The organism is Acidimicrobiia bacterium (assembly GCA_035948415.1).
Classification (GTDB): Bacteria; Actinomycetota; Acidimicrobiia; order IMCC26256; family PALSA-555; genus PALSA-555.
The window spans coordinates 92,927-119,599 of sequence record DASZJD010000054.1; the positions used below are offsets into that span (position 1 = coordinate 92,927).

The 26,673-nt window shown below is 72.2% G+C and carries 25 protein-coding genes; 16 read left to right on the forward strand and 9 right to left on the reverse strand.

Annotated elements, in window-relative coordinates; translation table 11 throughout:
* Positions 1 to 8 precede the first annotated feature (8 nt).
* The 3 genes from VG869_07590 (at position 9) to VG869_07600 (ending at position 2,469) form a co-directional block, all read left to right on the forward strand.
* The gene (locus tag VG869_07590) at positions 9 to 713 is read left to right on the forward strand and encodes an ABC transporter permease (GenBank protein ID HEV3451052.1); all 705 of its coding nucleotides are present in this window, start codon (positions 9 to 11) and stop codon (positions 711 to 713) included.
* Complete coding sequence (locus tag VG869_07595; GenBank protein HEV3451053.1) at positions 710 to 1,495, forward strand: ABC transporter permease; 786 nt, start codon at positions 710 to 712, stop codon at positions 1,493 to 1,495. The genes VG869_07590 and VG869_07595 overlap by 4 nt, the downstream gene beginning before the upstream one ends.
* 62 nt (positions 1,496 to 1,557) lie before the next feature.
* Entirely contained in the window at positions 1,558 to 2,469 is a 912-nt protein-coding gene (locus VG869_07600; GenBank protein ID HEV3451054.1) for an ABC transporter substrate-binding protein, read from the forward strand.
* A 90-nt stretch (positions 2,470 to 2,559) separates the two neighbouring features.
* Here VG869_07600 and VG869_07605 read toward each other — a convergent pair whose 3' ends face one another.
* Positions 2,560 to 3,171: an MBL fold metallo-hydrolase gene (locus tag VG869_07605; GenBank protein ID HEV3451055.1), complete on the reverse strand. Its 612-nt coding sequence runs from the start codon at positions 3,169 to 3,171 to the stop codon at positions 2,560 to 2,562.
* Positions 3,172 to 3,280: 109 nt separating this feature from the next.
* Between VG869_07605 and VG869_07610 the strand changes: the two genes are divergently transcribed.
* From VG869_07610 to VG869_07625, 4 genes are all read left to right on the forward strand, one after another.
* Complete coding sequence (locus tag VG869_07610) at positions 3,281 to 4,465, forward strand: acyl-CoA dehydrogenase family protein (protein HEV3451056.1); 1,185 nt, start codon at positions 3,281 to 3,283, stop codon at positions 4,463 to 4,465.
* A gap of 16 nt (positions 4,466 to 4,481) precedes the next feature.
* Positions 4,482 to 5,612, forward strand: coding sequence for an acyl-CoA dehydrogenase family protein (locus tag VG869_07615; GenBank protein HEV3451057.1), 1,131 nt, complete (start codon positions 4,482 to 4,484; stop codon positions 5,610 to 5,612).
* Positions 5,613 to 5,883: 271 nt separating this feature from the next.
* Positions 5,884 to 6,342 (forward strand): hypothetical protein, encoded by a 459-nt coding sequence (locus VG869_07620; protein HEV3451058.1) that lies wholly within the window; start codon positions 5,884 to 5,886, stop codon positions 6,340 to 6,342.
* Between the two features lie 275 nt (positions 6,343 to 6,617).
* Complete coding sequence (locus tag VG869_07625; protein HEV3451059.1) at positions 6,618 to 6,836, forward strand: hypothetical protein; 219 nt, start codon at positions 6,618 to 6,620, stop codon at positions 6,834 to 6,836.
* 18 nt (positions 6,837 to 6,854) lie between these two features.
* Here the strand turns inward: VG869_07625 and VG869_07630 are convergent, their stop codons facing one another.
* The 3 genes from VG869_07630 to VG869_07640 form a co-directional block, all read right to left on the reverse strand.
* On the reverse strand, positions 6,855 to 7,448 hold the full coding sequence (locus tag VG869_07630) for a DUF1802 family protein (GenBank protein ID HEV3451060.1): 594 nt from the start codon (positions 7,446 to 7,448) through the stop codon (positions 6,855 to 6,857).
* A 93-nt stretch (positions 7,449 to 7,541) separates the two neighbouring features.
* The gene (locus tag VG869_07635) at positions 7,542 to 8,660 is read right to left on the reverse strand and encodes a glycosyltransferase family 1 protein (GenBank protein HEV3451061.1); all 1,119 of its coding nucleotides are present in this window, start codon (positions 8,658 to 8,660) and stop codon (positions 7,542 to 7,544) included.
* Complete coding sequence (locus tag VG869_07640) at positions 8,657 to 10,000, reverse strand: hypothetical protein (protein ID HEV3451062.1); 1,344 nt, start codon at positions 9,998 to 10,000, stop codon at positions 8,657 to 8,659. Before VG869_07640 ends, VG869_07635 begins: the two co-directional genes overlap by 4 nt.
* Before the next feature lie 222 nt (positions 10,001 to 10,222).
* Between VG869_07640 and lpdA the strand changes: the two genes are divergently transcribed.
* The 9 genes from lpdA to VG869_07685 all read left to right on the forward strand — a co-directional run bounded on the left by lpdA (position 10,223) and on the right by VG869_07685 (position 22,140).
* A complete protein-coding gene (gene lpdA / locus VG869_07645) occupies positions 10,223 to 11,608 on the forward strand; it encodes a dihydrolipoyl dehydrogenase (protein HEV3451063.1) in 1,386 nt (461 codons plus the stop codon).
* Between the two features lie 22 nt (positions 11,609 to 11,630).
* The gene (locus VG869_07650; GenBank protein ID HEV3451064.1) at positions 11,631 to 13,133 is read left to right on the forward strand and encodes a dihydrolipoamide acetyltransferase family protein; all 1,503 of its coding nucleotides are present in this window, start codon (positions 11,631 to 11,633) and stop codon (positions 13,131 to 13,133) included.
* A 5-nt stretch (positions 13,134 to 13,138) separates the two neighbouring features.
* The gene (lipA, locus tag VG869_07655; protein ID HEV3451065.1) at positions 13,139 to 14,767 is read left to right on the forward strand and encodes a lipoyl synthase; all 1,629 of its coding nucleotides are present in this window, start codon (positions 13,139 to 13,141) and stop codon (positions 14,765 to 14,767) included.
* A gap of 138 nt (positions 14,768 to 14,905) precedes the next feature.
* Entirely contained in the window at positions 14,906 to 15,454 is a 549-nt protein-coding gene (locus tag VG869_07660; GenBank protein HEV3451066.1) for a pyridoxamine 5'-phosphate oxidase family protein, read from the forward strand.
* Positions 15,454 to 16,536, forward strand: coding sequence for a Xaa-Pro peptidase family protein (locus VG869_07665; protein ID HEV3451067.1), 1,083 nt, complete (start codon positions 15,454 to 15,456; stop codon positions 16,534 to 16,536). Before VG869_07660 ends, VG869_07665 begins: the two co-directional genes overlap by 1 nt.
* Before the next feature lie 9 nt (positions 16,537 to 16,545).
* Positions 16,546 to 17,325 (forward strand): hypothetical protein, encoded by a 780-nt coding sequence (locus tag VG869_07670; GenBank protein ID HEV3451068.1) that lies wholly within the window; start codon positions 16,546 to 16,548, stop codon positions 17,323 to 17,325.
* A 307-nt stretch (positions 17,326 to 17,632) separates the two neighbouring features.
* A complete protein-coding gene (locus VG869_07675) occupies positions 17,633 to 18,520 on the forward strand; it encodes an ABC transporter permease (GenBank protein HEV3451069.1) in 888 nt (295 codons plus the stop codon).
* 3 nt (positions 18,521 to 18,523) lie between these two features.
* Positions 18,524 to 19,726 carry an ABC transporter ATP-binding protein gene (locus VG869_07680; protein ID HEV3451070.1) on the forward strand — a complete coding sequence of 401 codons (1,203 nt, stop codon included), beginning with the start codon at positions 18,524 to 18,526 and terminating at the stop codon, positions 19,724 to 19,726.
* Positions 19,723 to 22,140: a glycosyltransferase gene (locus VG869_07685; GenBank protein ID HEV3451071.1), complete on the forward strand. Its 2,418-nt coding sequence runs from the start codon at positions 19,723 to 19,725 to the stop codon at positions 22,138 to 22,140. The genes VG869_07680 and VG869_07685 overlap by 4 nt, the downstream gene beginning before the upstream one ends.
* Positions 22,141 to 22,166: 26 nt before the next feature.
* Here the strand turns inward: VG869_07685 and VG869_07690 are convergent, their stop codons facing one another.
* The 5 genes from VG869_07690 to VG869_07710 form a co-directional block, all read right to left on the reverse strand.
* Positions 22,167 to 23,528, reverse strand: a complete 1,362-nt coding sequence (locus VG869_07690; GenBank protein HEV3451072.1) for a glycosyltransferase family 2 protein — start codon at positions 23,526 to 23,528, stop codon at positions 22,167 to 22,169.
* Entirely contained in the window at positions 23,525 to 24,373 is an 849-nt protein-coding gene (gene rfbD / locus VG869_07695; protein HEV3451073.1) for a dTDP-4-dehydrorhamnose reductase, read from the reverse strand. The genes VG869_07690 and rfbD overlap by 4 nt, the downstream gene beginning before the upstream one ends.
* A 4-nt stretch (positions 24,374 to 24,377) precedes the next feature.
* Entirely contained in the window at positions 24,378 to 25,340 is a 963-nt protein-coding gene (gene rfbB / locus VG869_07700; GenBank protein ID HEV3451074.1) for a dTDP-glucose 4,6-dehydratase, read from the reverse strand.
* A gap of 2 nt (positions 25,341 to 25,342) precedes the next feature.
* Entirely contained in the window at positions 25,343 to 25,909 is a 567-nt protein-coding gene (locus VG869_07705) for a dTDP-4-dehydrorhamnose 3,5-epimerase family protein (GenBank protein HEV3451075.1), read from the reverse strand.
* A gap of 13 nt (positions 25,910 to 25,922) precedes the next feature.
* Positions 25,923 to 26,673: sugar phosphate nucleotidyltransferase (locus VG869_07710; protein ID HEV3451076.1), on the reverse strand; the 751-nt coding region annotated here is incomplete at its 5' end.

A 26,673-nucleotide genomic window follows, 5' to 3' on the forward strand; every position in this document is an offset into this window, starting at 1 on the left:
TCCGCGCGGTGCTCGGGTCCGTGCCGGCGACGCTCGCGGCCCGCCTGCTGGGCCAAGACATCGGGCCGAAGTGGCTGTATTGGCCGTGGGTCTCGAACCACCTGGGCGAGATCCGCGACCGCCTGACCCAGCACGTCGAGCTGACCGCGCTCGCGGTTGGCTTGGGCCTCCTGATCGCGCTGCCCCTCGCCCTCGTCAGTGTGCGCTACCGCCGTTTGTACGTGCCGGTGCTCGGAGTGACCGGGATCCTCTATACGGTCCCATCGCTGGCCGCGTTCGCGCTGCTGCTGCCGCTGACCGGCCTGTCGACCACGACCGCGGTGATCCCGCTCACCGCCTACACGCTGCTGATCCTGGTCCGGAACATCGTCACCGGCCTCGACGGGGTGCCGCCCGAGATCCGCGACGCCGCCGAAGGGATGGGCTACTCGCCCACCCGCCGCGTGCTCCAAGTCGAGCTGCCGCTGGCGCTGCCGGCGATCATCGCCGGCGTCCGGATCGCCGTGGTGACCACGATCGGGCTCGTCACCGTGACCGCGCTCATCGGCCAGGGTGGCCTCGGGCAGCTCCTCCTCGACGGGTTCAACCGCGACTTCCGAACCCCGCTCACGGTCGGGATCGTGCTGTCGCTGGCCCTGGCCGTGGTGGCCGACCTGGCCCTGCTCGGCGTGCTGCGCCTGGCGACGCCGTGGCGGCGGAAGGCAAGGCGATGACGCCCGTCATCGCCGCCGGGTTCTTCGGGGACGTGTGGACGTTCCTCAGCGACGGCGCCCACTGGCAGGGCAACGACGGCATCCCGCACCTCACCCTCCAGCACCTCCAGCTCACCGCGGTGTCGACCGTCGTGGCGATCGCCGTCGCCCTCCCCGCCGGGGTCGCGCTCGGGCATCTCCGGCGAGGGGGCGCCCTGGCGGTGAACCTCGCCAACGTCGGTCGCGCCCTGCCCGCCCTCGGGCTCCTGATCCTCGGCGTGCAGTGGTTCGGGATCGGGCGACCCGGCGGGCTGCTGTCGCCGGTGCACTCGATCCCGGCCTTCGTGGCGATGGTCGCGCTGGCGATCCCCCCGATCGTCGCCAACGCGTACGTCGGCGTGGCCTCCGTCGACGACGACGTCCGCGAGGCGGCCGCCGGGATGGGGATGAGCGGGCGTCAGGTGCTCGGACGGGTCGAGCTCCCGATCGCCCTGCCGTTGATCATGGCCGGCATCCGGACGGCCGTGGTCGCGGTCGTCGCCACCGCGACGCTGGCCGCGTACGTGGACGGCGGGGGGCTCGGCACGCTGATCTCGGTCGGGTTCGCCACCCAGAACGACGCCCAGGTCTTCGTCGGGGGCCTGTTCGTGGCCCTGCTCGCGGTCGCGCTCGAGCTCGGGCTCGGCCTGCTCCAGCGCGCCCTCGTGTCGCAGGGCCTGCGGGTCGGCGGCGGCCAGACCGCCCGCGAGATCGAGGCCACCCTGGTGAAGACGCCCGCGCCGGTCGCCGCTCGCCAGGGGTGACGTGACATCCCCCCACCAGGGTGCAAGAGTCATCGCTTCCTAAACGGGGGAAAGGGACGTCCATGCGGACAGCACGAAGCTCACGTCGAACGCGCGCGCTCACCGCGCTGCTCGCCGCCGTCGCCGCGGTCGGGATCGTCGCCGGGACACCGGTCTCCGCCGGTGCCGCGGGCGGGTCGTTGACGGTCGGCGCCAAGAACTTCTCGGGCGCCTCCGTCATCTCCCAGCTCTGGGCCCAGGCGCTGCAGAAGAAGGGCTACAGCATCACCTTCCGGGACAACCTCGGCGCCACCGAGATCGTCTACCCGGCGCTCAAGAACGGCGACATCGACGCCTACGGCGACTACCAGGGGACCCTGCTGACCTTCCTCGGCGGCCAGCCGACCGGGAACACCCAGAGCACGTACAAGGCGCTCACCGCCAAGCTGGCGGGCACCGGGATCGTCGCGAGCACGCCCGCCCCGGCCGTGGACGTCAACGGGTTCTACGTCATGGCCAAGACGGCCCAGAAGTATCACCTGAAGACCCTCTCGGACGTCGCCAAGGTGGCGTCGAAGCTCACCTTCGGCGGCCCCCAGGAGTGTCAGGCCCGTCCGCTCTGCCTCGGGAGCACCGAGCAGGGGCTCTACGGGCTCCAATTCAAGGAGGTCCGCAAGCTCGACGCCGGCGGCCCCATCACGACGAGCGCGCTCTCCAACGGTGACATCGACGTGGGGCTCCTCTTCACCGGGTCGAGCGTGCTCCCGAAGGGTGCCGTCCTGCTGACCGACAACAAGGGCCTGCAGCCGGCGGACAACCCGGTGTTCCTCGTCCGGAAGGCCAAGGCCACCTCCGCGCTCCTCGCGGTCGTGAACGCGGTGTCGGCGAAGCTGACCACCGCGGCCTACAGCCGGCTGACCCTCGAGGTCCAGAACCAGAAGCTCGACCCCGCCGCCGTGGCGGGGCAGTTCCTGAAGCAGAACCACCTGGCCTAGGGAGCCACGGTCGACCGAGGGGGCGGCACCCGTCCCCTCGTGACGACCTCTCGGTGCTCGCGATCGCCGGCGCGGACGCGCGCCGGCGGCTTACCAGCCTCGCTGCGCCCAGTCCTCGAGGTGCGGGCGCTCCTCCCCGACGGTCGTGTCGAGCCCGTGGCCGGGCAGGACGAGCAGGTCGGCCGGCAGGGTGAAGAGGCGCCGGTCGATCGAGCCGAGGATCTCGTCGAAGCTGGCGCCGGGGCTCGACGTGTTCCCGGGGCCGCCCGGGAACAGCGTGTCCCCGGTGAAGACGATCGGCTTGCCCTCGAGGAGAAACGACGTCGACCCGGGCGTGTGGCCGGGCGTGTGGACGGACCGGAGGCGCAGGTCGCCGACGCGGTAGACCTCGTCGTCGGGGATCACGAAGTCGTACGCCGGCAGCATGGCGGCGTCGGCGGCGGCGATGCCGACGTCGATCCCGGCGTCGCGCACGGCGGTGACCGCCTGGATGTGGTCCCAGTGGCCGTGCGTGGTCAGCACCCGGCGAACGCCGGTGGCCCGCGCGACGTCGAGCAGCAGCTCGTGCTCGTTGGCGGCATCGAGGAGGACGGCCGAGCCGGTGCGCTTGTCGCGCACGACGAACACGTTGTTCTCGAACGGTCCGACCACGATCTTGTCGATCCGCACGTCGGCGTCCTCGAAGTGGGCGGGGGCGGCCATCGGGCCAGGGTAGGTCCGGGCAAGCCGGGTCATCACCGCCGGGCGCGCGCCCCTCGCCCGTGTGGGGCGCTCGACGGTACGCCGGGCCGGAGTAGCGTCACCCGACGCCATGGACTTTCGCGACTCGCCGAGCGAGGCAGCCTTTCGGGACGAGGTCCGGGCCTGGCTGGCCGAGCACCTGACCGGTGAGTTCGCCGAACTCGGTGGCCGAGGTGGGCCCGCGGACGAGACCGCCTGGGACACCCGGGTCGATTGGGAGAAGCTGCTCGGCAAGGACCGCTGGCTCGGCCTGGCGTGGCCGGAGGAGTTCGGTGGCCGGGCCGCGAGCTTCGCCGAGCAGGTGATCTTCAACGAGGAGTACGCGAAGGCCGACGCGCCGGCTCGGATCAGCCTCTTCGGTGAGGGGCTCTTCGCGCCGACGCTCCTCGCCTACGGGACCGAGGACCAGAAGCGCCGGTTCCTGCCGAAGATCCAGTCGGTCGAGGAGCTGTGGTGCCAGGGCTACTCGGAGCCCGGTGCCGGCTCCGACCTCGCCGGCGTCCAGACCCGCGGGGTCCGAGACGGCGACCAGTGGGTCGTGAACGGCCAGAAGGTCTGGACCACGCTGGCGCACCGAGCCCAGTGGTGCTTCTGCGTTACCCGCACGGCCGCGGGCTCCGAGGGCCACGCCGGGCTCTCGTACCTGCTCATCCCGATGGACCAGCCCGGCGTCGAGGTGCGTCCGCTCCGACAGATGACCGGAACCGCCGAGTTCAACGAGGTGTTCTTCTCGGACGCGCGCACCGACGTCGCCAACGTGCTCGGCGAGGTCGACGACGGCTGGAAGGTCGCGATGGCCACGCTCGGCTTCGAGCGCGGGACTGCATTCCTGTCGCAGCAGCTCCGGTTCTCGCGCGAGCTGGCCGAGGTCGTCGACGCCGCACGCGAGCACGGCGTCGCCGACGACCCGATCGTCCGCCAGGAGCTCGCCGACTCCTACTGCGGCGTCCAGATCATGAAGTTCAACGGCATGCGGATGCTCACGAGCCTCGTCAAGCGGGGGGAGCTCGGCCCCGAGGCGAGCATCGGGAAGCTCTACTGGAGCACGTGGCACCGCACCCTCGGCGAACGAGCCCTGCGCGTGCTCGGAGCCGACGGGCTGTGCCTGCCGGACGACGGACCCGGCTACGAGCTCGACGAGCTGCACCGGATCTTCCTGTTCAGCCGGGCCGAGACCATCTACGCCGGATCGAGCGAGATCCAGCGCAACATCATCGGGGAGCGGGTGCTGGGGCTCCCGCGCGAGCCCCGCTGAGGAAGGGGAAGAAGGAATGAACTTCGCGTTCTCTGACGAGCAGGAGCAGCTGCGGGACGCGGTGCGCAAGTTCCTGGACGCCAAGAGCCCCGAGGCCGAGGTCCGGCGGCTCATGGAGACCACCGAGGGCTACGACCCGGCCGTCTGGGCCCAGATGGCCCAGGAGCTCGGGCTCCAGAGCCTGCACCTCCCCGAGGCTCACGGCGGCCAGGGGTTCTCGTTCGTGGAGCTCGGCATCGTGCTCGAGGAGATGGGCCGGGTGCTGCTCTGCGCCCCGTACTTCTCGACCGTCTGCCTGGCCGCGAACGCGGTCATGAACGCTGGGACCGACGCCCAGCAGGGGGAGCTGCTGCCGGGCATCGCCGCGGGCGACACCATCGCGACCCTGGCGTTCACCGAGCCGAACGGGAAGTGGGACGCCTCGGGGATCACGATGGAGGCCAAGGGCTCGGGGGATTCGTGGACCCTCGCCGGGTCGAAGATGTTCGTGATCGACGGCCACACCGCGAACACGATCATCGTGGTGGCCCGCCAGGCCGGGACGACCGGAGCGGACGGGATCGGGTTCTTCGTGGTCGACGCCGACGCCAAGGGGCTCACCCGGACCCCGCTCGCGACGATGGACCAGACCCGGAAGCAGGCCCGCCTCGACTTCGACGGGGTCGCCGCGGCGCCGCTGGGCGAGCCGGGCGCCGGGTGGACGGCGCTGTCGAAGACCCTCGACCAGGCCGCGGTCTGCCTGGCCAACGAGATGGTCGGCGGCGCCCAGCGGGTCCTGGACATGTCGGTCGAGTACGCGAAGGTGCGCGTCCAGTTCGGGCGCCCGATCGGCTCGTTCCAGGCGATCAAGCACAAGTGCGCCGACATGCTGCTCGAAGTCGAGTCGGGCAAGTCCGCCGCCTACTACGCGGCGTGGGCCGCGGCCGAGGACAACGAGGAGCTGCCGGTCGTGGCCAGCCTCGCCAAGGCGTACTGCTCGGACGCGTACTTCCACGCCGCCGCCGAGAACATCCAGATCCACGGGGGCATCGGGTTCACCTGGGAGCACCCCGCGCACCTCTACTTCAAGCGGGCCAAGAGCTCCGAGATCCTCCTCGGCGACGCCACCTACCACCGGGAGCTGCTGGCGCAGCGCATCGGGATCTGACCCGAGCTCCCGGCCCCGGGCGGAACAAGGGCCCGCCTCCGGCGGTTCTCGCGCTCCAGTGCGGCCCTCAGCCGCCGATGTATGTGGGGAGGCCGCGGGAGCGCGGTCGAGGGAGGCTCGGTCATGACGGCGCTGGTGGAGGACCTCGTGCTCCGCACCGCGTGGCTGCTGGCCACGACCTCGGTCGTCCTTGCCTTCGCCGCCCGCCTGCACGTCCCCATCACCTGATCCGCCCGGCCGGGGCGGCGCGGGCCGCCGGTAACCTGCGCCCGTGCCACTGATTGCCGGCATGCTGGCGGTCGGCTTGGTCCTGGCGATCGCCGCCGTCTTCGTGGTGCGGGAGGCGGGCCGCATCGCCCGCCGGCCGCCGCCGGCGCTCTTCGACCCCGACGACGCGTTCGACTACGTCGTCGCCGAGCTCCCGGACGACGTGGCCGCCACGCTGACCCCGGACGACGTCCGTCGGATCCTCGACTTCGAGATCGAGTACTTCCGGAACAAGGGGGTGGCCGGCAACGGCTCCGAGCACGGCCCCGCCGGCCCGGTGGTGTTCGGCGGCGCCGAGACCATCGCCTACATCCTCAAGCGTTCCGCCGCCACCGGCGAGGCGTACCTCCCCGAGCAGGTGCACGGGGTCGTCGCCACCCAGCTCGACTACCTGCGCGCGATCGGCGCCGTCGGGCCGCCGACCCTCAACCTCGACGACGCCGGCGAATCGTCCTCGGGCTGAGGCGTCGGCGTGCTACAAGTGGAGCCACCAGGGAAAGGAGGTGGTCCACGCATGCATGATCGAAACGGGACCCTGGAGGTGCGCGGCCGTTAGGTCACACCTTGGCTGGACCGCCTGGCGGAATCCAACCGCCGCACCGGCGTCCACCCGGCGGGGATTGGTCCCACCCGCGCTCTCGGGTCGACGCAACCGACAGCCGATGGCGGTGCGGGGCGTTCGCGCCCCGCACCGCCGCGTCCAGTGGCCGCCGCCTGCCCGTCGCTACGCTGCCCGCCGTGGCGCGGCCAACCCGGTTCGAGGCCTTCCGCTACCTCGGTGACAAGCGCACCCAGGTCGTCTACGACCTCGACGCCGATGACCCGGACGTCGAGGCCGCCGTCGCCGAGCTGATGGACTCGGAGGAGTTCGCGGCCTTCGCCCCCGACACCCTGGCCGAGGCCGGCAACCGCGGCTACCGACCGCACCGCCCGCTGCGGCGAGCCCGGGCCGTCTGAAGCCGGGCGGGCGTCCGCTCAGGCCGCCAGCGGCTCCAGCGGGCGGCCCAGCTGCTGCTCCACGAGTCGCACGCGGGCCTCGAAGGTCGCCGTGGTGAGCGCGGGCTCGGCGGGCACCGACGACGGGTCGTCTGGGAGGCCGGCCACGTCCACCCAGGACGTGCAGCCCCGGTAGGCGGGGTCGAACGGCGCCACGACCGGCTCGCGGAGCCGGTAGGCGCGGACGGCCAGGACCCACAGCGGGTCCCGGCGCTTCCAGCTCAGGCGGCTGCTCGCGTAGTCCGGGGTCCAGATGAGCTTCGAGTCGAGCTCGGCCAGCTCCTCCGGTTCGGTCACCGTGACGGCGCCCGTGATCTCGGCCCAGCCGTCGATCCGAACCTCGTCCTCGGGGGGCGCCGCCGCCTCGGTCTCGTGGACCCACCGCCGGTACGCGGGCTTCAAGAGGTCCTCGCGCTGGTGCTCCACCGTCGGGTACAGCCAGCACCGCTGGGCCCGGACGGCGAAGTGACGGCCCTCCTCGCGGAGGCCCCCCTTGCGGACGTCGAGGATCTGCTCGCCGGCGAGCAGGGCCCGGACGACCACCGCCCACTCCTTGAAGGCAGGCACGGCCACGGTCCGGAGGATACCGACGTCGCCCGGCCGACCCGCTCCGTGGCTGCCGGCGTCGAGCCGCCGGTGCCCGGAGGCCGGCGCGAGCGCCGGCCGTCAGCGGCGCCCGAGGGCGCGGTACGTGGCGGCGAACCGCTCCACCGATCCGTCCCATCCGTACCGAGCCACGCGGGCTCGCCCGCGCTCGGACAGCTGGCGACGGAGCTGCTCGTCGTCGAGCACACGGGCGAGCGCGCTCGCGAGCTCGTCCGCGTCGCCGGGGTCGATCAGCAGCGCGGCGTCGCCGAGCACCTCGGGGAGCGGCCCCGCGTTCGAGGCGACGACGGGGATGCCGGCCCGCATCGCCTCGAGCGGTGGCAGCCCGAACCCCTCGTAGACCGACGGGTAGGCGAGGACCGAGGCGCCGGCGAGCAGGTCGTCGCGGCTGCGATCGTCGAGCCAGCCCGGCCGCCGCACCCGGTCGCCGTGACCGGCCCGCGCGACTGCGGCCCGGAAGGCCTGCACCCCCCAGCCGTCAGGCCCCGCGACGACGAGGGCCAGGTCCCGATCGGTCGCGGCCAGCGCGTCGAAGGCCCGCACGAGGGTCGGGAGGTTCTTGCGGGGCTCGACCGTCCCCACCGCCAGGACGTATCGCTCGCTCCCGGCCAGGCCGCGGCCACGGGCGGCGTCGCCCGTCGGTCGTGCGTCGAGCCCGGGCGCGATGGTCACGACGCGCTCGGCGGGGAGGCGGTAGTGGTCGCGGACCTCGGCGGCGACGAACTGGCTGTAGGTGTGGATCGTCGCCCCCCGGTCCACCGCGACCTGGACCAGCCGGGGATAGTGGCGCGCCTCGGGGCTCGACAGCTCGGGGTAGCGGATGTGCGTCAAGTCGTGAACGGTGAGCAGGACCGGCGCCCGAGCCGGCGGCGCGACGTGGAGCGAGTGGACCACGTCGACCGGCCCCGTCCATCGCTCGACGCGAGGCCACGCGATGCGGGGCCAGAGCGCACGCGTCAGCCGGGCCGGAAAGCGGCGGGTGGCGGCGTGGACGGAGGGGGGCAGGGTGCCCGCCAGGCGGTTGCGTCCCCGCCAGGTGATGGCGAAGGCCGTGACGTCGAGGTCCGTGCGAGCCGCCAGGTGCTCGAGGAGCCCGCCGGCGACGTTCCCGACCCCGGTCCGCACCCCGAGCGACGACGTCGCGTCGAGCGCCACGCGCAGGCGTGGCTCCGAGCTCACAACTCGAGCGGCTCGTGCTCGATCTGCTCGACGAGCTCGGCCAGGCTGTCCGACGGCACGCCGGCCCGAATCTGCCGCAGCAACATCACGCCCATGGCGCCGGCGCTGATGACCGCCCCGACGATGAACCCGACCTCCACGCGGACGAAGAGGTCGCCGCCGGCGGTGCCGGCGTAGATCACGAAGCCGATGAGCCCGGCGATCCAGCCGGCCAAGGCCTTGGCGTGGCCCATCAGGGCGATGAGGCCCTGCGCGAGGGTCAGGGCGAGGATGAAGAGCGCGCTCCCCGCGGCGAGGAGGGCCACGTCGGCGTTCCCGAGATGGAACTTGCTGCCGAAGAGGATCTTCCCCGCGAAGGGCCCGACCGTCCCCCCGCCGAGCACGCCGATCGCGCCGATCGCGACCACGACGGTCACCAGCTTGCGCAGGCTCCTCCGGAACTCGTCGTGGCGGCCGGAGCCCGCGAGCGCGGCCAGCTTCGGGAGCAGGGCCGCCTGCACCGCCTGGAACAGCAGGATCGGCACCCGAGACAGGAACAGGCCGACGATGAAGTCGGCGACCGCCTTCTTCTGGCTGCTCGTCGACAGGAGCTGGGCCCCGAGGAACGGGGCGTAGCTCAACGCTTGGGCGCACAGCGACCCCCCGAGCAGGTAGCCGAGGTTGGTCGACAGCTCGGACCACCGCGCCTCCGGCCCCGGTGCGAGCAGCCCCTGCTGTCCGGCCACGGACACCGCGGTGGCCAAGACGGGGGGCACGGCGAGGCAGAGGCCGTAGTAGAACGGGTTGGCCACCCCGGCGAAGGCGAGGACCGCGCACGGCAGCAGGCGAATGACGCCCTCGGCGCCGAGGATCATGCCGTAGGGGCCGAACCGGCCGTTGCCGGCCAGCGTGCCCCGGGTGAGGTGCTCGGTGAAGTAGGTGAGGAGGGCGATCCCGAGGCAGACGATCAGGCCCGCGTTGCCGTTGAAGATCTTGTCCACGATCGGGGTCCCGAAGGCGGCGGCGATCGTGAGGACGACGAGCGCGGTGGCGAGGCTCGCCCCGAGGTACGCGGCCCGCATCGTGACCGGCCCGCCGCCGATCCTCCGGACCCGTCGGTCCGACACCGCTCGGGCCACCTCCTGCTCGAGGGGCAGGAAGAACCCGGGGGCGAGCACGAAGACGAAGACCCAGAGCGCGTTGAGCGCGGTGTAGTTGGGCTTGGCCAGGGCCCGGAACGACAGGATCTGGAACCCGTACGTGGTGATCCCGGACACGATGAGCCCGGCGCCGACCACGAAGGTCCCCTCGGGCACCGGTCGCCGGGCGGCTGCGATCAGCCGTTGAGCGCGTTGCGACACCGCGGCGCAGCCTACTGACGGACCACCGGTCGGCCGGAAGTCGCGCCCGGATCATGCAAGATGAGACCGTGAGTACGCGAACGCTCATCGTGCTCGCCGCGCTCTGCGCGGTGGCGATCTTGGCCGCCTCCGCCATCCAGATCCTGATCGCCCGCTGAGCCCGGCTCGTCCGGGTGGGCCCGGACCGATAGGGAAGAATGAGCGCCGACGAGAGGAGCAGGCGTGGCGGAGCACTTCGATGTCGTCGTCCTCGGCGGCGGGCCCGGCGGGTACGCGGCCGCGCTGTACGGCGCCGCGGCGGGACTGCGGATCGCGATGGTGGAGGAGCAGCGGGTCGGCGGCACCTGCCTCCACCAGGGCTGCATCCCGGCGAAGGAGCTGCTGCAGACGGCCGAGGTCCTCCGCACCGTGGCCGGCGCCAAGGAGTTCGGCGTCGACGCCGGCCAGCCGTCCCTCGACCTCTCGATCAGCCAGGCTCGCAAGCACCAGGTGATCGACCGGCTGACCCGAGGCCTGGAGTCCCTGCTCCGGGGACGCAAGGTGACCGTCGTGGCGGGGACCGGCTCGATCATCGACGCGGCCGCGCACCATCTCCGAGTGTCGGACGGCACCGAGCTGCTCGGGGACGCGTTGATCCTCGCCACCGGATCGACCGCGCGTCCCCTTCCGGGGTTGGACTTCGACGGGCAGCGGATCCTGTCCTCCGACCACGTCCTCGAGCTCGACGAGGTGCCGAGCCGAGTCGCGATCATCGGGGCCGGCGCGGTCGGTTGCGAGTTCGCGTCGCTGCTCGCCGACCTCGGCGCCGAGGTGACGCTCCTCGAGGCGCTGCCCCGCATCCTCCCCGGCGCCGACGCTGACGCCTCCGACGCGCTGCAGCGGGCCCTGAGGAAGCGCTCGATCGCCTGTCACTCGGGCATCCGCGTCAGCAGCATCGAGGGAACTCGTGACCTCACCGTCGGATACGAGTCCGGAGGCGAGACCACGACCGTCGTGGTCGACAAGGTCATCGTGAGCGTCGGGCGCGCGCCTCGAACCCAGGGCGCCGGACTCGAGGGCTCGGGGATCGAGCTCGACGACCGCGGCAACGTCGTCGTCGACAACCATCTGCGGACCGCCGTGCCCGACGTCTACGCCGTCGGCGACGTCATCGCGTCGCCGCAGCTCGCGCACGTCGCGTTCTCGGAGGCGATCGTCGCGATCAAGACCCTCCTCGGAGAGGACGTCACGCCGATCAACTACGACGCCGTCCCCTGGGGCATCTACTCGCATCCGGAGGTCGCGTTCGCCGGTCTGACCGAGGAGCAAGCCCGGCAGCGCGGGCTCGACATCGTGACCTCGGTCCACCGCTTCGCCGGGAACAGCCGGGCCGTCATCGTCGGCGAGGCCGATGGCCTGGTGAAGATCGTGGCCGAGCGGGACGGGCCCGTGCTCGGGGTGCACATCGTGGGTCCGTGGGCCACCGAGCTCATCGCCGAGGGCTACCTCGCCGTCAACTGGGAGGCCACACCGAGTGACATCGGGCCGCTGATCCACGCCCACCCGACCTTGAGCGAGCTGTTCGGGGAGTCGGTCCTGGCGCTCACCGGCCGCGCCCTGCACGGCTGAGCCCGCGACCCAGGAGGAGCCGGTGGACATCACGATGCCCCAGCTGGGCGAGACGGTGACAGAGGGAACGATCACCCGCTGGCTGAAGCACGTCGGTGACCGGGTCGAGGCCGACGAGCCGCTCTTCGAGGTCTCGACCGACAAGGTCGACTCCGAGGTGCCGGCGCCCGCCGCCGGATACCTGTCGGAGATCCGCGTCAACGAGGGCGAGACCGCGGCCGTCGGCACCGTGCTGGCCGTGATGGGTGAGACGCCGGGCGCGGCCCCGGCCCCCGAACCAGCGGCGGCGCCCGCGCCGGAGCCAGCCCCGGCGCCCGCGCCAGCTCCCGCTCCACCGCCGGCGCCCACCGCGACGCCGCCGCTGGTGCCCTCGGCGCCCCTAGAGCCTGCGCCGCCCGCACCGTCGGTGACGACGCCCGGGGTGGAGCCGACCCCGGCCCTGGCTCCCGCGCCGCCGCCGCCCGCCGTGGAGCCCGCCGTGGCTCCGCCTCCGCCGGCGGCGCCGGGCAGCGGAGCAGTGACGTCACCGATCGTGCGCCGCCTCCTGGCTGAACACGGGCTCGACCCGTCGCAGGTCCGCGCCACCGGTGACGGGGGGCGCATCACGCGAGCGGACGTGCTCGCCGCCGCGGCCGCGAAACGGGCCGGCGCGGCGCCCACGCCGCCGGTCGCGCCCGCCCCCGCGCTGACGCCGGCGCCGCCGGCGCGCCCCGCGGCCGCCGCGCCGCCACCGGCGGTGCCGCCGACCTTGGCGCCGGCACCGGCAGCCCCGCCCGCGCCGTCGGCTGCGGTCTCGCCGCCCCCCGTAACCAGCGACGAGGTCGTCCCCTTCTCGAACATCCGTCGCCGAACGGCGGAGCACATGGTTCGATCGAAGGCGACGAGCGCGCACGTCTACACGTCGATGGAGGTCGACTTCGAGCGCGTCGCCCGAGTCCGAGCCGACCACCAGGAGGAGTGGAAGGCGCGGGAAGGCTTCGGGCTGACCTACCTGCCCTTCGTGGCGCGCGCGCTGGGCGCCGCGGTCCAACAGTTTCCGAACGTCAACGCCAGCGTCGGTGACGACGCGCTCATCGTCCATCGGGCCGTGAACCTCGGGATCGCCGTGGACCTGGATTTTGAGGGACTCATCGCGCCAGTGATCCAGAACGCCGACGCGAAGGGAGTGCGGCTGCTGGCGCGAGAGATTCGGGACCTCGCCGATCGGGCCCGCAACAAGCAGCTCATGCCGGACGAGGTGCTCGGCGGGACGTTCACGATCACCAACCCGGGACCGTTTGGGACCTTGATCACACTCCCGATCATCAGCCAGCCGCAGGTCGCGATCCTGTCCACCGACGGCGTGCGGAAGCGTCCGACGGTCGTCGTGGGTCCGGACGGCGACGACGTGATCGCGATCCGCCATGTGGGCATCCTGGCCCTGACGTGGGACCATCGCGCCTTCGACGGGGCGTACGCGGCCGCGTTCCTCCGGTCGATGCAGCGGAACCTCGAGGACCGCGACTGGGCGGCCGAGCTCCATTGAGCCCCGTGCTGCACGCTCGGTGGCTCGGACGGGTCCGCTATCACGAGGCGGACGCGGTCCAGCGGGCGCTGCACGCGCGGTGTGCCGAGGACTACCTGCTCCTCTTGGAGCACGAGCACGTGTACACGCTTGGGACGCGGGCCGACCCGGCCCACGTGCTCGTCCCACCCTCGTCAGTCGGGGCCACGCTCGTGCGCACGGACCGCGGTGGGGACGTCACCTACCACGGTCCCGGGCAGCTGGTGGGATACCCGATCGTCTCGATCCCCGGCTGGGGCGACGGCATCCGCGACGTCGTGGGCTACGTCCGCCGGCTCGAGTCGGTCCTCATCGCCGCGCTCGGCGACCTGGGCGTCGACGCCGGTCGGCGCGAGCGGCTCACGGGCGTGTGGGTCGGCGACGAGAAGATCGCGGCGATCGGCGTCCGCGTCGCCCGCGGCCGCACTCGCCACGGCTTCGCCCTCAACGTCGATCCGGATCTGGCCATGTTCGACCACATCGTCCCGTGTGGCATCCGGGACAAAGGCGTCACCTCGATGGCCCGGCAGCTCGGCGGGCTCCCGTCGCTCCGAGCAGTGCACGATGCCGTCGTCGCCCGGTTCGCCCGTGAATTCGCCTACGACGCGGTCGAGCGGCAAGACGTCGCGTTACGGCCAGCCGCGCCGACCGGTCCGAGCGACGGCGAGCGCCCGGTCGCGGAACGGCCGATCCTGGTGCGGCTCCGGCAAGCTGGCGTCGAGCCTCCGGTCGAGGACCCGGCCTTCCGCCGCCCGCCCTGGATGCGGGTGCGCGCCGACCTCGGCTCGGGCTATCGAGCCACGCAGCGGCTCATGCGCACGCTCGACCTGCGGACGGTCTGCGAGGAGGCCGGGTGCCCGAACATCTACGAGTGCTGGGGGGAGCGCACCGCGACGTTCATGCTCCTCGGCGCTCGATGCACTCGGGCCTGCGGCTTCTGCTTGGTCGACACCCGGCGGCCGGCGCCGCTCGACCCCGACGAACCCGAGCGGGTGGCGCGGGCGGTCGCCACGCTCGGCCTGGCGCACGCGGTCGTCACGAGCGTGGCGCGAGACGATCTCGCCGACGGAGGCGCCGCCGCCTTCGCGTCGACCATCCGGGCCATTCGCGCCCGCACTCCGCAGACCGCGGTCGAAGTGCTCATCCCCGACTGCAAGGGAGACGTGAGCTCGCTGGCCACGATCTTCGACGCCGCCCCGGACGTGTTGAACCACAACCTCGAGACGGTGGCTCGACTCCAGCGGGCGGTCCGTCCGAGCGCCGGCTATGCACGCTCCTTGGGCGTGCTCGCCCGCGCCGCGGACCGTGGCCTGCTCACCAAGTCCGGCCTCATCCTCGGGTTCGGCGAGACCGAGGACGAGGTCCGCGCCGCCATGACCGACCTTCGTGCCGTCGGCGTCAGCATTCTGACCGTCGGGCAATACCTGCGTCCGTCCCGCGATCACCTGCCTATCGTTCGCTGGTGGAAACCCGAGGAGTTTCGCCGGCTCGGGGACTACGCGCGCGGCCTCGGGTTCGCGCACGTCGAGGCCGGCCCGCTCGTTCGCTCGAGCTACCACGCCCGGCGAGCGACCGCTGCCGCGTCCGGTTCGGCGACCACCGCCGCGGCTTCGTGAACGCCGCCCACCCCAGCGTCACCGTCGCCGCGGGCTGCCTCGGCGACGCGGCGATCGACGCGAGCCGGAACGGCCGCCTGCCGGCAAGCCCTGGTCCCGCTCGACGCACGCGACGCCGGCCGCTCGGCCGGTCCTGAGATGGGTCGCGTCTTGGACGAGATCACGCCCCCGGTCCGGGCCTTCATCGCGGCCCAGCACGTGTTCTTCGTGGCGACCGCGCCCACGACGGGCGGGCACGTGAACTGCTCGCCGAAGGGTCTCGACACCTTCGCGGTCGTCAGCCCCCGCGAGGTCGCGTACCTCGACCTCACGGGCAGCGGCGCCGAGACCATCGCGCACCTCCGCCAGAACGGGCGGATCACGCTCATGTTCTGCGCCTTCGAGGGGCAGCCGAACATCGTGCGCATCTACGGCCGCGGCGAGGTCCTGCCGACGGGGTCGCCCGACGCCGAGCCGTTCCTCGCCCGATGGCGGGCGTTCCCGGGGGCCCGGAGCGTCATCCGCGTCGCGGTGAGCCGCGTCTCGACGTCGTGCGGCTACGCCGTCCCCCACCTTCGCTACGAAGGCGAGCGGTCCCAGCTGATCGAGTGGGCGGACCGGAAGGGACCGGAGGGGGTGGAGGCCTACTGGGGCGAGAAGAACGTCGCCAGCATCGATGGCCTGCCCGCGCTCACCGAGGACCGCTGATGCACGCCACCCGGATGGAGCGCGCCCGCGCGCGCATGGGCGAGCTCGGCGTTGACGCCCTGTGCGTCTCGGTCGGACCCGACCTGCCGTACCTGACCGGCTACGCCGCGCTCCCGCTCGAGCGGCTCACGATGCTCGTCGTCCCGCGTCACGAGGAAGCCGTCCTCGTCGTCCCGGAGCTCGAGGCGCCCCGCGTCGTCGATCGCCCGGAGGTCTTCACGGTCCGACCGTGGAGCGAGACCGAGGACCCGGTCCAGCTCGTGGCCGACCGCGTCCGAGGCGCCGGTGTCGTGGCCATTGGCGATCAGACGTGGGCCCGCTTCGTGCTCGCGCTCGAGGCGTCGCTTCCCGAGGCCCAGTTCATCCCCGCCAACCGCGTCACGGCGCCGCTGCGGGTCGTGAAGGACGCCGACGAGATCGCCGCGCTGCAGCGGGCGGCATCGGCCGTCGACGAGATCGCGGCGTCGCTGCGAGAGCGGCCCTTCGGGGGTCGCAGCGAACGGGACGTCGCCCGGGAGGTCGTCGACCGCATGCTCGACCAGGGGCACGAGCGTGCGAACTTCGCCATCGTCGCATCGGGCCCGAACGGCGCCAGCCCTCACCACGAGCCCGCCGACCGCGTCATCGCAGCCGGCGACGTGGTCGTCTGCGACTTCGGCGGGACGATGGACGGCTACTGCTCCGACATCACGCGCATGTACGCAGTCGGAGTCCCGGCCGCCGAGGTCCGCGACGACTACGAGATCCTCGCCGAGGCCCAGGAAGCAGCCGTGCGCTCGGCGACGGTGGGCACACGCTGCAGCGACGTCGACGCGGTCGCGCGCCGCGCCCTCGATGAGGCCGGACTCGGCGAGTTCTTCGTGCATCGCACCGGCCACGGGATCGGCATGGAGGCGCACGAGGACCCGTACCTCGTGGCCGACAACGCGCGCCCCCTGCGAGCCGGGCACGTGTTCAGCATCGAACCGGGCGTCTACCTGCCGGGCCGCTTCGGTCTCCGCCTGGAGGACATCGTGGTCGCCACCGAGGACGGGCCGCGACGGCTCAACGCGGCGCCTCGGGACCTCGCCATCGTCGGGTGACGCGGCCCCGTGCGCCTCGACCTCTCGACGGTGCTGCTCCAGTGGGCCGCCGGCGGCCTGCTCGGGGGCTGGGTGACCATCCGGCGTCGCGCCGTCGGCATCGGATACGGGTGGCTCGTCCGAGGCGTCTTCTTGGTGCTCGCGCTCGGCGGAACCGCGGCTGCGATCAGCGACTCCGACCGGGGCGGCGCGGCGGTGCTGCGCATCGCCGCGGGCGGGGCGATGGCGGCGCTGACGCTCGCCGCGATCGGCGTGTCGGTGGCCCGGCGGCGTCTGCCCGTCGCCGACCGGCGCGGGTTCCCACCGACGATCGACCTGGCCGCGCCGCTGGCGGGCGTCGTGTCCCTGCTCGGCGCCGCGAGCGTCGTCGGGGGGCCGTACGTGCTCTCGGCGGCTCGCCTGCTCGTCGGTGCGGTGTTCCTCGGATTCGTCACCGACGCCATGCTCCTCGGCCACTGGTACCTCGTGCAGCCGGGGCTGCCGCGCGACCCGATCAAGGAGCTGGTGCGACTGGTCTGCTGGGTCTGGCCCCTCGAGGTCGGCTTGCTGCTCGTGCCGACCGGGATGCTGAGCGTCCTCGACGGTCGGATCGACGACGGTTACGGCGGACTCCTCGGGTGGACGTGGGTGCTCAGCGCGTTGACGACGCTCGGGCTCGCGTTCGCGGCCAGCCGGGCCTTGGAGGAGCAGTACTACTCCGCGGTCATGGCCACGACCGGCCTGCTCTACCTCGCGATCCTGACCGCCTTCGGCACCGACGTCCTGGCGCGGGCGCTCCTCACGAGCTGAGCCGCGGCCCGGCCGACGCACGGCGGGCGCGCGCGGATCCGGCCGGTGCCGCTGGTCCTCCCGACGTGGTGCCAACGGCTAGAATTCGCGCCGATATCTTCGGACCTGCGCCGTTAGATCGTGCCGCAATTGCCGTCCCCGCCTCCGATCTCGTCGCGTCACCTCCCACAACGACCGAATGCGAGGCCGTGCCGATGAGACCGACGGGGCAGGAGCACCGCTCCATCCCGGACGAGCGGTCACCGGGCGGCGCGGCGCCGCGGGCGCGACGCTCGTCGGCCCTGCCCGGACCCACGAGGTGGGCGGCGTGAGCAGCGCCGACACCGCGCTGGTCGGCACGAGCCCGCGATCGTCGGCGAACTGGGGCCGTCGGCGGCACCTGGCCGAGCTGGTGGGCAACCGCGAGCTGCTCGCCAACCTGACCCTTCGCGAGCTGCGGTCCCGATACAAGAAGTCCGTGCTCGGGTGGACGTGGTCGCTCATCAACCCACTCGCCAACGTCGCCATCTACTCGATCGTCTTCTCGATCTTCCTGAAGGTCCAGCCGCCGACCGGACACCCGAGCGGCCTGAAGAGCTTCCCCTTCTTCCTGCTGTGCGCGCTGGTGCCCTGGACGTTCTTCGCCAACGGGCTCGTGCAGTCGACGGAGAGCCTGCTGCTGAACGCGAACCTCATCAAGAAGACCTACTTCCCGCGAGAGCTGCTGGTGATGGCCAGCGTGGGCTCGGTGGCCATCACGATGCTGATCGAGACGGCCGTGCTCGCGGTGATCCTCCTGATCGCCGGCAACATGGTCCTGGTCTGGCTCCCGGTCGTGCTCGTCCTGATCGCCCTCCAGGCCGTCCTGGTGCTCGGGATCGGGCTCCTGCTCTCGGTGCTCAACGTCTACTTCCGAGACTTCCGGTACCTGATCACGATCCTGCTCCAGGTGCTCTTCTACGCCACGCCGATCGTGTACCCGATCAGCTACGTGCCTCGAAACTCGACCGTGCTCGGTGTGCGGCTCCCGGTTCGGTACATCTACAACCTCAACCCCCTCACCCGGCTCATGGAGGCGTACCGAAGCGTCCTGTACGAGACCCGGTTCCCGGCTGCGGGCACGTGGGCCATCGTCATCGGGTCGGCGCTCGCCGCGCTCGCGGTCGGGTGGGCCGTCTTCGGGCGGCTCCAGCGCCGAGTGGCCGAGGAGGTCTGACCGGTGCCCGAACCCGCCATCTCCATCGAGGGGGTCTCGAAGGTCTACCGCCTCTACGACGAGCGCAACGACTCGCTCAAGGCGACGGTCATGCGCGGGCGGAGGGCTCGCTACCAGGAGTTCTGGGCTCTCACCGACGTCAGCCTCGAGATCCCCGCTGGTGAGACCTTCGGGATCGTCGGCGAGAACGGGTCCGGCAAGAGCACGCTGCTGAAGTGCATCGCCCGGATCCTCTACCCCGAGCGGGGCCGGATCGTCAGCCGGGGGAAGGTGTCCGCGCTCCTCGAGCTCGCGGCGGGATTCCACCAGGAGCTCTCGGGTCGTGAGAACCTCTACCTGAACGGGTCGATCCTCGGGCTGAGCAAGCGCCAGATCGACGCCCGCTTCGACGACATCGTCGGCTTCGCGGGGATCGAGCCGTTCATCGACGCCCCGGTGAAGACGTACTCGTCGGGGATGTACGTCCGCCTGGGGTTCTCCATCGCGATCAACGTCGAGCCGGACATCCTCCTCATCGACGAGGTGCTCGCCGTCGGCGACGCGGAGTTCCAGCAGCGCTGCCTCGAGAAGTTCGCCGAGCTGCGACAGTCGGGCCGGACGGTCGTGATCGTCTCGCACCAGATGGCCGCCCTCCGCAACGTCTGCGCCCACGCGGCGCTGCTGGAGCACGGCCAGCTGCGCGCCGTCGGCCCCGCGACCGAGGTCATCGACCTCTACCGGGACGAGGCCCATTCGGACCGGGTCGCGGACGGCGAGCACGGCGTCCGCTGGGGCTCGGGCGAGGTGCGCGTCGAGGCGGTCGAGATCATCGGGGCCGATGGCGAGCCGACGCGGACGGTGCGAACCGGAGACCCGATCACGCTCCGGTTCCGCTACCGCTCGCAGGAGCCGGTCGAGCGGCCGGTGTTCGGCTTCTGGATCCAGCGGTTCGACGGTGCCTACGTGACGGCCCCGAACCTCCGGGACGCCGACCTCGTGCCGGAGAAGGTCGACGGTGAGGGGTGGGTCGACTACCGCGTCGATCGGCTGCTGCTGCTCCCGGGCGCGTACGACCTGTCCGCCGCGGTCTACGACTACACGCTGAACCATCCGTACGACCATCGGGAGCGGACGCTGCGCTTCGACGTGGAGTTCGGCGAGCCCCACGAGGAGCGCGGCCTCGTCTCGTTCGGGGGTGAGTGGTCGATGGGGGAGGGCCCGCCGTGAGCGACCGCCGCCTCCTCCCGCCGGTCGCCCTCCCGGACCTCGTCTCGGTCGTCGTCGTCGCCGGCGCCGACGCGGCGGCGACGGAGGCCGCCCTCGCCCGGATCGAGGGCCTCGAGCGCGGCGGCCCGCGGGTCGAGACCATCGTGGTCGTGCCGCCGGACGCGGCCGCACCGCCGAGCGCGCCGGCGAGGCGGGCCCGCGAGGTGGTCCGCCTCGAGCAGTGGTCGGGAACCGGCGCGGCGCGCAACGCGGGGGCCGAGGCCGCGCGCGGCGGCCGCCTGGCCTTCCTCTCGGTCGACGCGCGCCCCGGCCCACGGTGGCTCTCGGCGGCCGTCGCGGCGCTGCGGACCGACAGCCGAGCCGTCGGCGCGGCGTCGAAGGTCGTCGCCGAGGACGGGACGATCGAGTTCGCGGGCGCGGCCATGACCTTCGCCGGCGAGCCGAGGGCGCTCCACGCCGGCGAGCCCGAGGAGGCGATCGAGGACCACGCCGACGAGGCGCTGTTCGCCGCCGAGGCGGCGATGATCGTCGACGCGCGAGCCTTCCGCTGGGTCGGGGGCTTCGACTCCGAGCTCGCGCCGGGGGTCGAGTTCGCCGACCTCGGCTGGCGGCTCTGGCTTCGAGGGTTTCGGATCCGGTACGTGCCCGAGTCGGTGGTCGTCGGGCGGGCCTGGCCGCGGCCGGCGTCGGAGCCCGACGCGACCCGGCACGCGTTCGGGTCGCTCGGGATGATCTACAAGAACTACGACGAGGCTCGCCTGGGTCGGATCCTCGCCGCCGCCGTCCTGCAGGCCGGCCGCAGCCGCGCCGGGGCCGCCGCCGCCGAGCGCTTCACCGCGGCGATGCCCGCGCTCGTGGCGGCGCGGGAGGCGGTCCAACAGCAGCGCGTCGTCGGGGACGCGCAGCTGCTCCCGCTCTTCCGAGAGCCCCTCGCGCAGGCGGAGAGTCCGTCGGCCGAGGACGTCGCCGACGCCTTCGGCGTCCAGCAGGAGTTCGCCAGGCACCGGATCGCGATCGTGACCCCCGACGTGCTGCGTCCCCAGATGGCCGGCCCGGCGATCCGCGCCTGGCAGATGGCGATCGCGTTGTCCCAAGAGCACGACGTCCGCTTGGCCAGCACCACGACCTGCGAGCTCTCGCACCCGGACTTCCCCGTCTCGCACGTCGGCGTCAAGGAGTTCAAGGAGCTCGAAGCCTGGTGCGACGTCCTGATCTTCCAAGGCCACGTGCTCGACGACTATCAGTGGCTGCGGCACTCTCCGAAGGTGCTCGTCGTCGACATCTACGACCCGTTCCACCTCGAGGTGCTCGAAGCCACCCGCGATCTCACGGACTACGCGCGCCGCAACGCCGTGCGAATCGCCGCCGAGGTGGTGAACGAGCAGCTCGTGCGCGGCGACTACTTCCTCTGCGCCAGCGAGAAGCAGCGCGACTTCTGGCTCGGGCAGCTCGCCGGCGTCGGGCGGATCAACGCCGCCGTGTACGACGGCAACGAGAACCTGGCGTCGCTCATCGCGGTCGTGCCGTTCGGTGCGAGCGACGCCGAGCCTCGCCACACGCGGGCCGTGATGAAGGGCGTCCTGCCCGGGATCGGCACCGACGACAAGGTCGTGCTGTGGGGCGGGGGCGTCTACAACTGGTTCGACCCGCTGACCCTCATTCGGGCCACCGACCGGCTCCGGCACCGCATCCCGGAGGTCCGCACGTACTTCATGGGCATGCAGCACCCGAACCCGAAGGTCCCCGCCATGCGGATGGGCTACGAGACGCAACGGCTGGCCGAGGAGCTGGGCCTGGTCGGGAAGTACGTCTTCTTCAACGAGGGGTGGGTCGACTACGAGGACCGGCAGAACTACCTCCTCGAATCGGACGTGGGCGTCAGCCTCCACCTCGACCGGGTCGAGACCGCGTTCTCGTTCCGGACCCGGATCCTCGACTACCTCTGGGCGTCGTTGCCGGTCGTCGCCACCCACGGTGACTCCTTCGCCGATCTCATCGAGCTGCACGGGCTGGGGGTCACCGTCCCGCCGCAGGACGACGCCGCGCTGGAGGAGGCGCTCTTCGTCCTGCTGACCGACGAGGAGCGGCGAGCCGCGTGTCGTGCCGCCGTGAGCCGCTGCGTGGAGGAGTTTCGCTGGCAGCGGACGCTGGCGCCGCTGCTCGAGTTCTGCCGCGCCCCGAGGCGGGCGCCCGACCTCGTGGACCCCCGCCAACGGGCCCTGATCGGCGACCCGCTGCTGCACAGCTGGGGCGCGCCGACCTGGCGGGACACGCTCGGGCGAGTCGTCGACCACGCCCGGCACGGCGAGTACGACGAGCTGGTGCGCAAGCTGCGGGGCCGCGCCCGGCGCCTGCTGTTCCCCGACGCCCTCGGTCCGGGGGGCTGGGGAGACGCGGAGTGGCCCCGAGGCTGAGGCCGGGCCGCGGCGCCCGCCGCCCGTCAGGGCGGGGGCTCGAGCGGCGCGGTCGTGCTGGGGCGCGCGTCCCACGACGGCTCCCAGACCGGGGCCTCGAGGCCGCGGCGCCGGTCCCGGCGGCGGGCGCGCAGCATCGGGGCGAGACGCGCCAGGTACCCGACGAAGGCGCGGATCCGCTGCCGGACGATGAGTGGTCGAGGGTGGCGGCCCCGCAGCAGCGGGCTGAGGATGTCGCGGCGCGCGTACGACGCGGTCGAGAGCAGGTACCGGAAGGGGGCGCGCAGCGCCACGCCGGCCGGTGCGTGCCGGGCGACCACCAGCAGACGATTCCGCTCGTCGTAGTACCGCTTCAGCGCCGATCCCTCATTCGTGGTCGCGGCGTGGAGGTGGCGGACTGTCGACGCCGGCACGGAGCGGTAGCGCCAGCCGAGGCGGCGACCCCGCCAGGCGAGCTCGACGTCCTCGTAGTAGAGGAACAAGCGCTCGTCGAAGAGGCCCACCTGCTCGAGGTATCGCCGCCGGAGGAGCACGGCGCCACCGCACCAGGCGAACACGTCCTGCGGCTCGTCGAACTGGCCGTCGTCGACCTGGAGGTACCCGCGGTCGGCCGCGTAGCCGCCGCGGACCAGGTCGGTGCCGACGTTGTTGACGACGGTGAGCGGGGGCCCGTCCAGCGGCACCTCGTGCCACGTCGGCCGCGTCGCCACGTCGAGCTCGACCCGGTGCCCGCCGGACGCCACCGTCACCCGGACCGGCGCTGCCGCCGCCAGGAGGAGCTCGCCCGTGTGCGGACCGCCGCCGCCGACCGGCACCCGCAGGCGGGCCGAGGCCGCGGTCCACTCGGCCCGAGCGGCCGTCGGGCCGGGCTCCGGACCCCAGAACCCGCACACGGTCTGGGCTCGGTCCCAGGCCTCCTTCCCGTCGGTCCGGGCGCCGAGGACGGACACGCCGAGCTGGCGGCGGTCCCCCCGGCCTCGACGGTGGGTCTCGGCTTCGATCGTGAGCTCCACGAACCGATCGGCGAAGAGGATCTTCGGGCACGCCGCGCCGAGGCTGGCGTCAGACTCCAGCGTCCCGACCAGCGGGGCCAGCCAGCCGGCGTCGACGGTGGCGTCGTTGTTGACGAGGGCGACGTACTCGACCTCGCCGAGGGCGCGAACCCCCAGGTTGCAGCCGCCGGCGAAGCCGCGGTTAGTCGCGCTCTCGATCACGGTCACGGCTGGGAGCTCGTCTCGGACCCGGGCCGCGATCCCGTCGTCCGACGCGTTGTCGACCAGGACCACCGGCACGGGATCGGCGGCGGCCGCCAGCAGGCTCCGCAGGCAGGCGAGCGTGACCTCACCGCCGTTGTAGTTGAGGACGACGACCCCGACCCTGGGTGTCATCGGGCGACGAGCTCAGCGACGAGCCGGTCGAGCGACGCCCGGTAGTGGGGGAGGAGGGGGAGGCCCGAGAGGCGCAGGGCCAGGTTGTCGAGCACCGAGTTCGCGGGTCGAGGTGCCGGGCGCGGCGGGTCGAGCTCCGCGGTCGAGATCGGGCGTACCCGCTCGGGGTCGAGCCCGGCCGACTCGAGGACGGCGCGCGCGAACTCGTACCAGGTCACGACGCCCTGGTTCGTCACGTGGAAGAGCCCCGGTCGTCGCTCGGCGACCAGCCGCCGGATGGCGCCGGCGGCGTCGGCCGCGAACGTCGGGTGCCCGCGCTGGTCGTCGACGAACGCCAGCCGGTCCCGCTCACCCGCGAGCCGAAGGATGGTCTTGACCATGTTGGCGCCGTGCCGGCCGCACACCCACGACAGCCGGACGACCGTCGACGCCGGGTCCCGGCCGAGCTCCCGCTCGCCCGCCAGCTTCGATCGACCGTAGACCGAGCGTGGGTTGGGGTCGTCCCACTCCGTGTACGGGCCCGGCTTCGTGCCGTCGAACACGTAATCCGTCGACAGGTAGCAGAGATGCGCGCCGACCCGGCGGGCGGCCTCGGCGACGTGCCGCGTCCCGAGGCCGTTCACCGCCAGGGCGCGGTCGGGGTCGGCCTCGCAGGCGTCGACCTCGGTCCACGCCGCCGCGTGCACGATCGCGTCCGGCCCCGAGGCGGTCACGCACGCCAGCACCGCCTCACGCTCGGTCACGTCGAGCGTCGCGTGGTCCGTGGCGACGACGTCGTGGTCCGCGAAGGCGCTCACGATCTCGTGTCCCACCTGACCGCCTGCGCCCGTGACGAGGACGCGCACGTCGCTAGTCCCCTCGCCGCTTCAGCGGCTCCCACCACCAGCGATGCTCGCGATACCAGGACACCGTGGTCTCGAGCGCGGCCGCGAACTCCCAGGTCGGCGCCCAACCGAGGGCGCGGACCTTGCGGGTGTCGATCGAGTAGCGCCGGTCGTGCCCGAGCCGGTCGGTGACGTACTCGATCATCGTCTCGTCGTGGCGCAGCAGCCCGAGAACGGCCTCGGTCACGGCCCGGTTCGGCATCTCGTTGCCGGCCCCGATGTTGTAGATCTCACCCACCTCGCCGCGTCGCAGCACGAGGTCGATCGCGGCGCAGTTGTCCTCGACGAAGCACCAATCCCGGACGTTGAGGCCGTCCCCGTAGAGGGGAACCCGCTGGCCGTCGAGCAGGTTCGTGATGAACAGCGGGAGGATCTTCTCGGGGTACTGGTAGGGGCCGAAGTTGTTCGAGGAGCGGGTCACGATGACCGGAAGCCCGTAGGTCGCCTGGTAGGCCAGCGCGATGAGGTCCGACGCCGCCTTCGATGCCGAGTACGGCGAGCGGGGCTCGACGCGGTCGGTCTCGGCGAACGATCCCGCCTCGATCGATCCGTAGACCTCGTCGGTCGAGACCTGGAGGAATCGTCCGACGCCGAGGCGGGTGGCCACGTCGCACAACACGTTGGTCCCGTCGCAGTTCGTGCGGACGAACCGGTCGGGAGAGGCGATCGACCGGTCGACGTGGCTCTCCGCCGCGAAGTGGACGACGGTGTCGTGACCCTCCAGCGCCGCCGCGACCGCGTCGCGGTCGGTGATGTCGCCCTTGACGAACGTGTACCGATGATCGTCGTCGAGGCCGCGGAGGTTGTCGAGGTTGCCGGCGTACGTGAGCGCGTCGAACACCGTGACGTGGTCGTCGGAGCCCGCGAGGACGTGGCGGACGAAGTTGGAGCCGATGAAGCCGGCGCCGCCGGTGACGAGGATTCGCATGGTCAGGCTCGAAGGGACCAGTGGGGGCGTCGCTCCGCCGGGAGCTCGGCCCGTCCCGGGTTGGCCCGGTCACGGCCCGAGAGGGTCGGATCGATGATGCCCCAGTCGGCGGCGATCGCGGGATCATCCCAGGCCACACCGAGCTCGTCCTCGGGGTTGTAGTAGCCGTCGACGAGATAGGTGATCGTCATGTCGGTGAGGGCCGCGAACCCGTGGGCCACGCCCGGTGGGATGAAGATGCCTCGATGGTCGTGCGTGCCATCCGCGCGGGTCCCCAGATCGAGGGTCAAGGTCGCGCCGTCCGTCGGCCCGGACGCCCGCAGGTCGTGCAACACGATGCGTGCTCGCCCGAACGGCACGTACCAGTAGTCGGCTTGGTGCAGATGATAGTGGAGGCCCACGAGCGAGCCCTGCCTGCGGTCGGCCCGGTTGGCCTGGATCATCTCCCGACCTTGCGGGAACCACGACCGGCGGTAGGTCTCGACGAAGACGCCTCGCTCATCGCCGACCACGGTCGGGTCGGCGACGTACACGCCGGCGATGACCTCCGACTCGGTGACGGTGGGCATGAGGCGAGAGGGTCTAGCCGAGATCCACGTTGGAGTGATCACCGAGCATGAGCCGCAGCGCTCGTGGTCGCCGACCGGATCTCGTGACCTCCACCTCGCGGCCGATGAGCGAGTCGGCGATCCCGTTGACGCCGACGATCCGGCTCCGCTCGAGGACCACCGAGTGGTCGAGCTCGGTGTCCACGATCTCGCAGTCGTTGGCGATGGAGGTGAAGGGCCCGACGTAGCTGTCGACCAGCCGGGTGTTCGCACCGATGATCGCCGGGCCTCGAACGCGTGAGCTCACCAGCTTGGCGCCCGACTCGATGACGACCCGCCCCTCGATCGTCGACGCCTCGTCGACCTCGCCTCGAACCGCCGGCTCCAGGTCCTCGAGGATGTAGCGGTTGGCCTCGAGCAGCGGGTCCTTCTTCCCCGTGTCGATCCACCACCCTTCGAGCACCTCGTGCCGGACTCGATGGCCGTGGTCGAGCAGCCACTGGATCGCGTCGGTGATCTCGAGCTCTCCACGTCCAGACGGTCGAATGGAGCGGACGGCGTCGTGGACGTGACGGTCGAAGAGGTACACGCCGACCAGGGCCAGATCGGACGGCGGCTCCGACGGCTTCTCGACCAGCCGCAGGACCTCGCCCGCTCCGTTCACCTGCGCCACCCCGAACTGACGGGGGTCGTCGACGTGGGCCAGCAGGATCTGCGCCACTGGCGCCGCGCTCCCGGCCTCGCGCTTCGAAGCCTCGAAGCGCTCCACGAAGCCGACCAGTCCC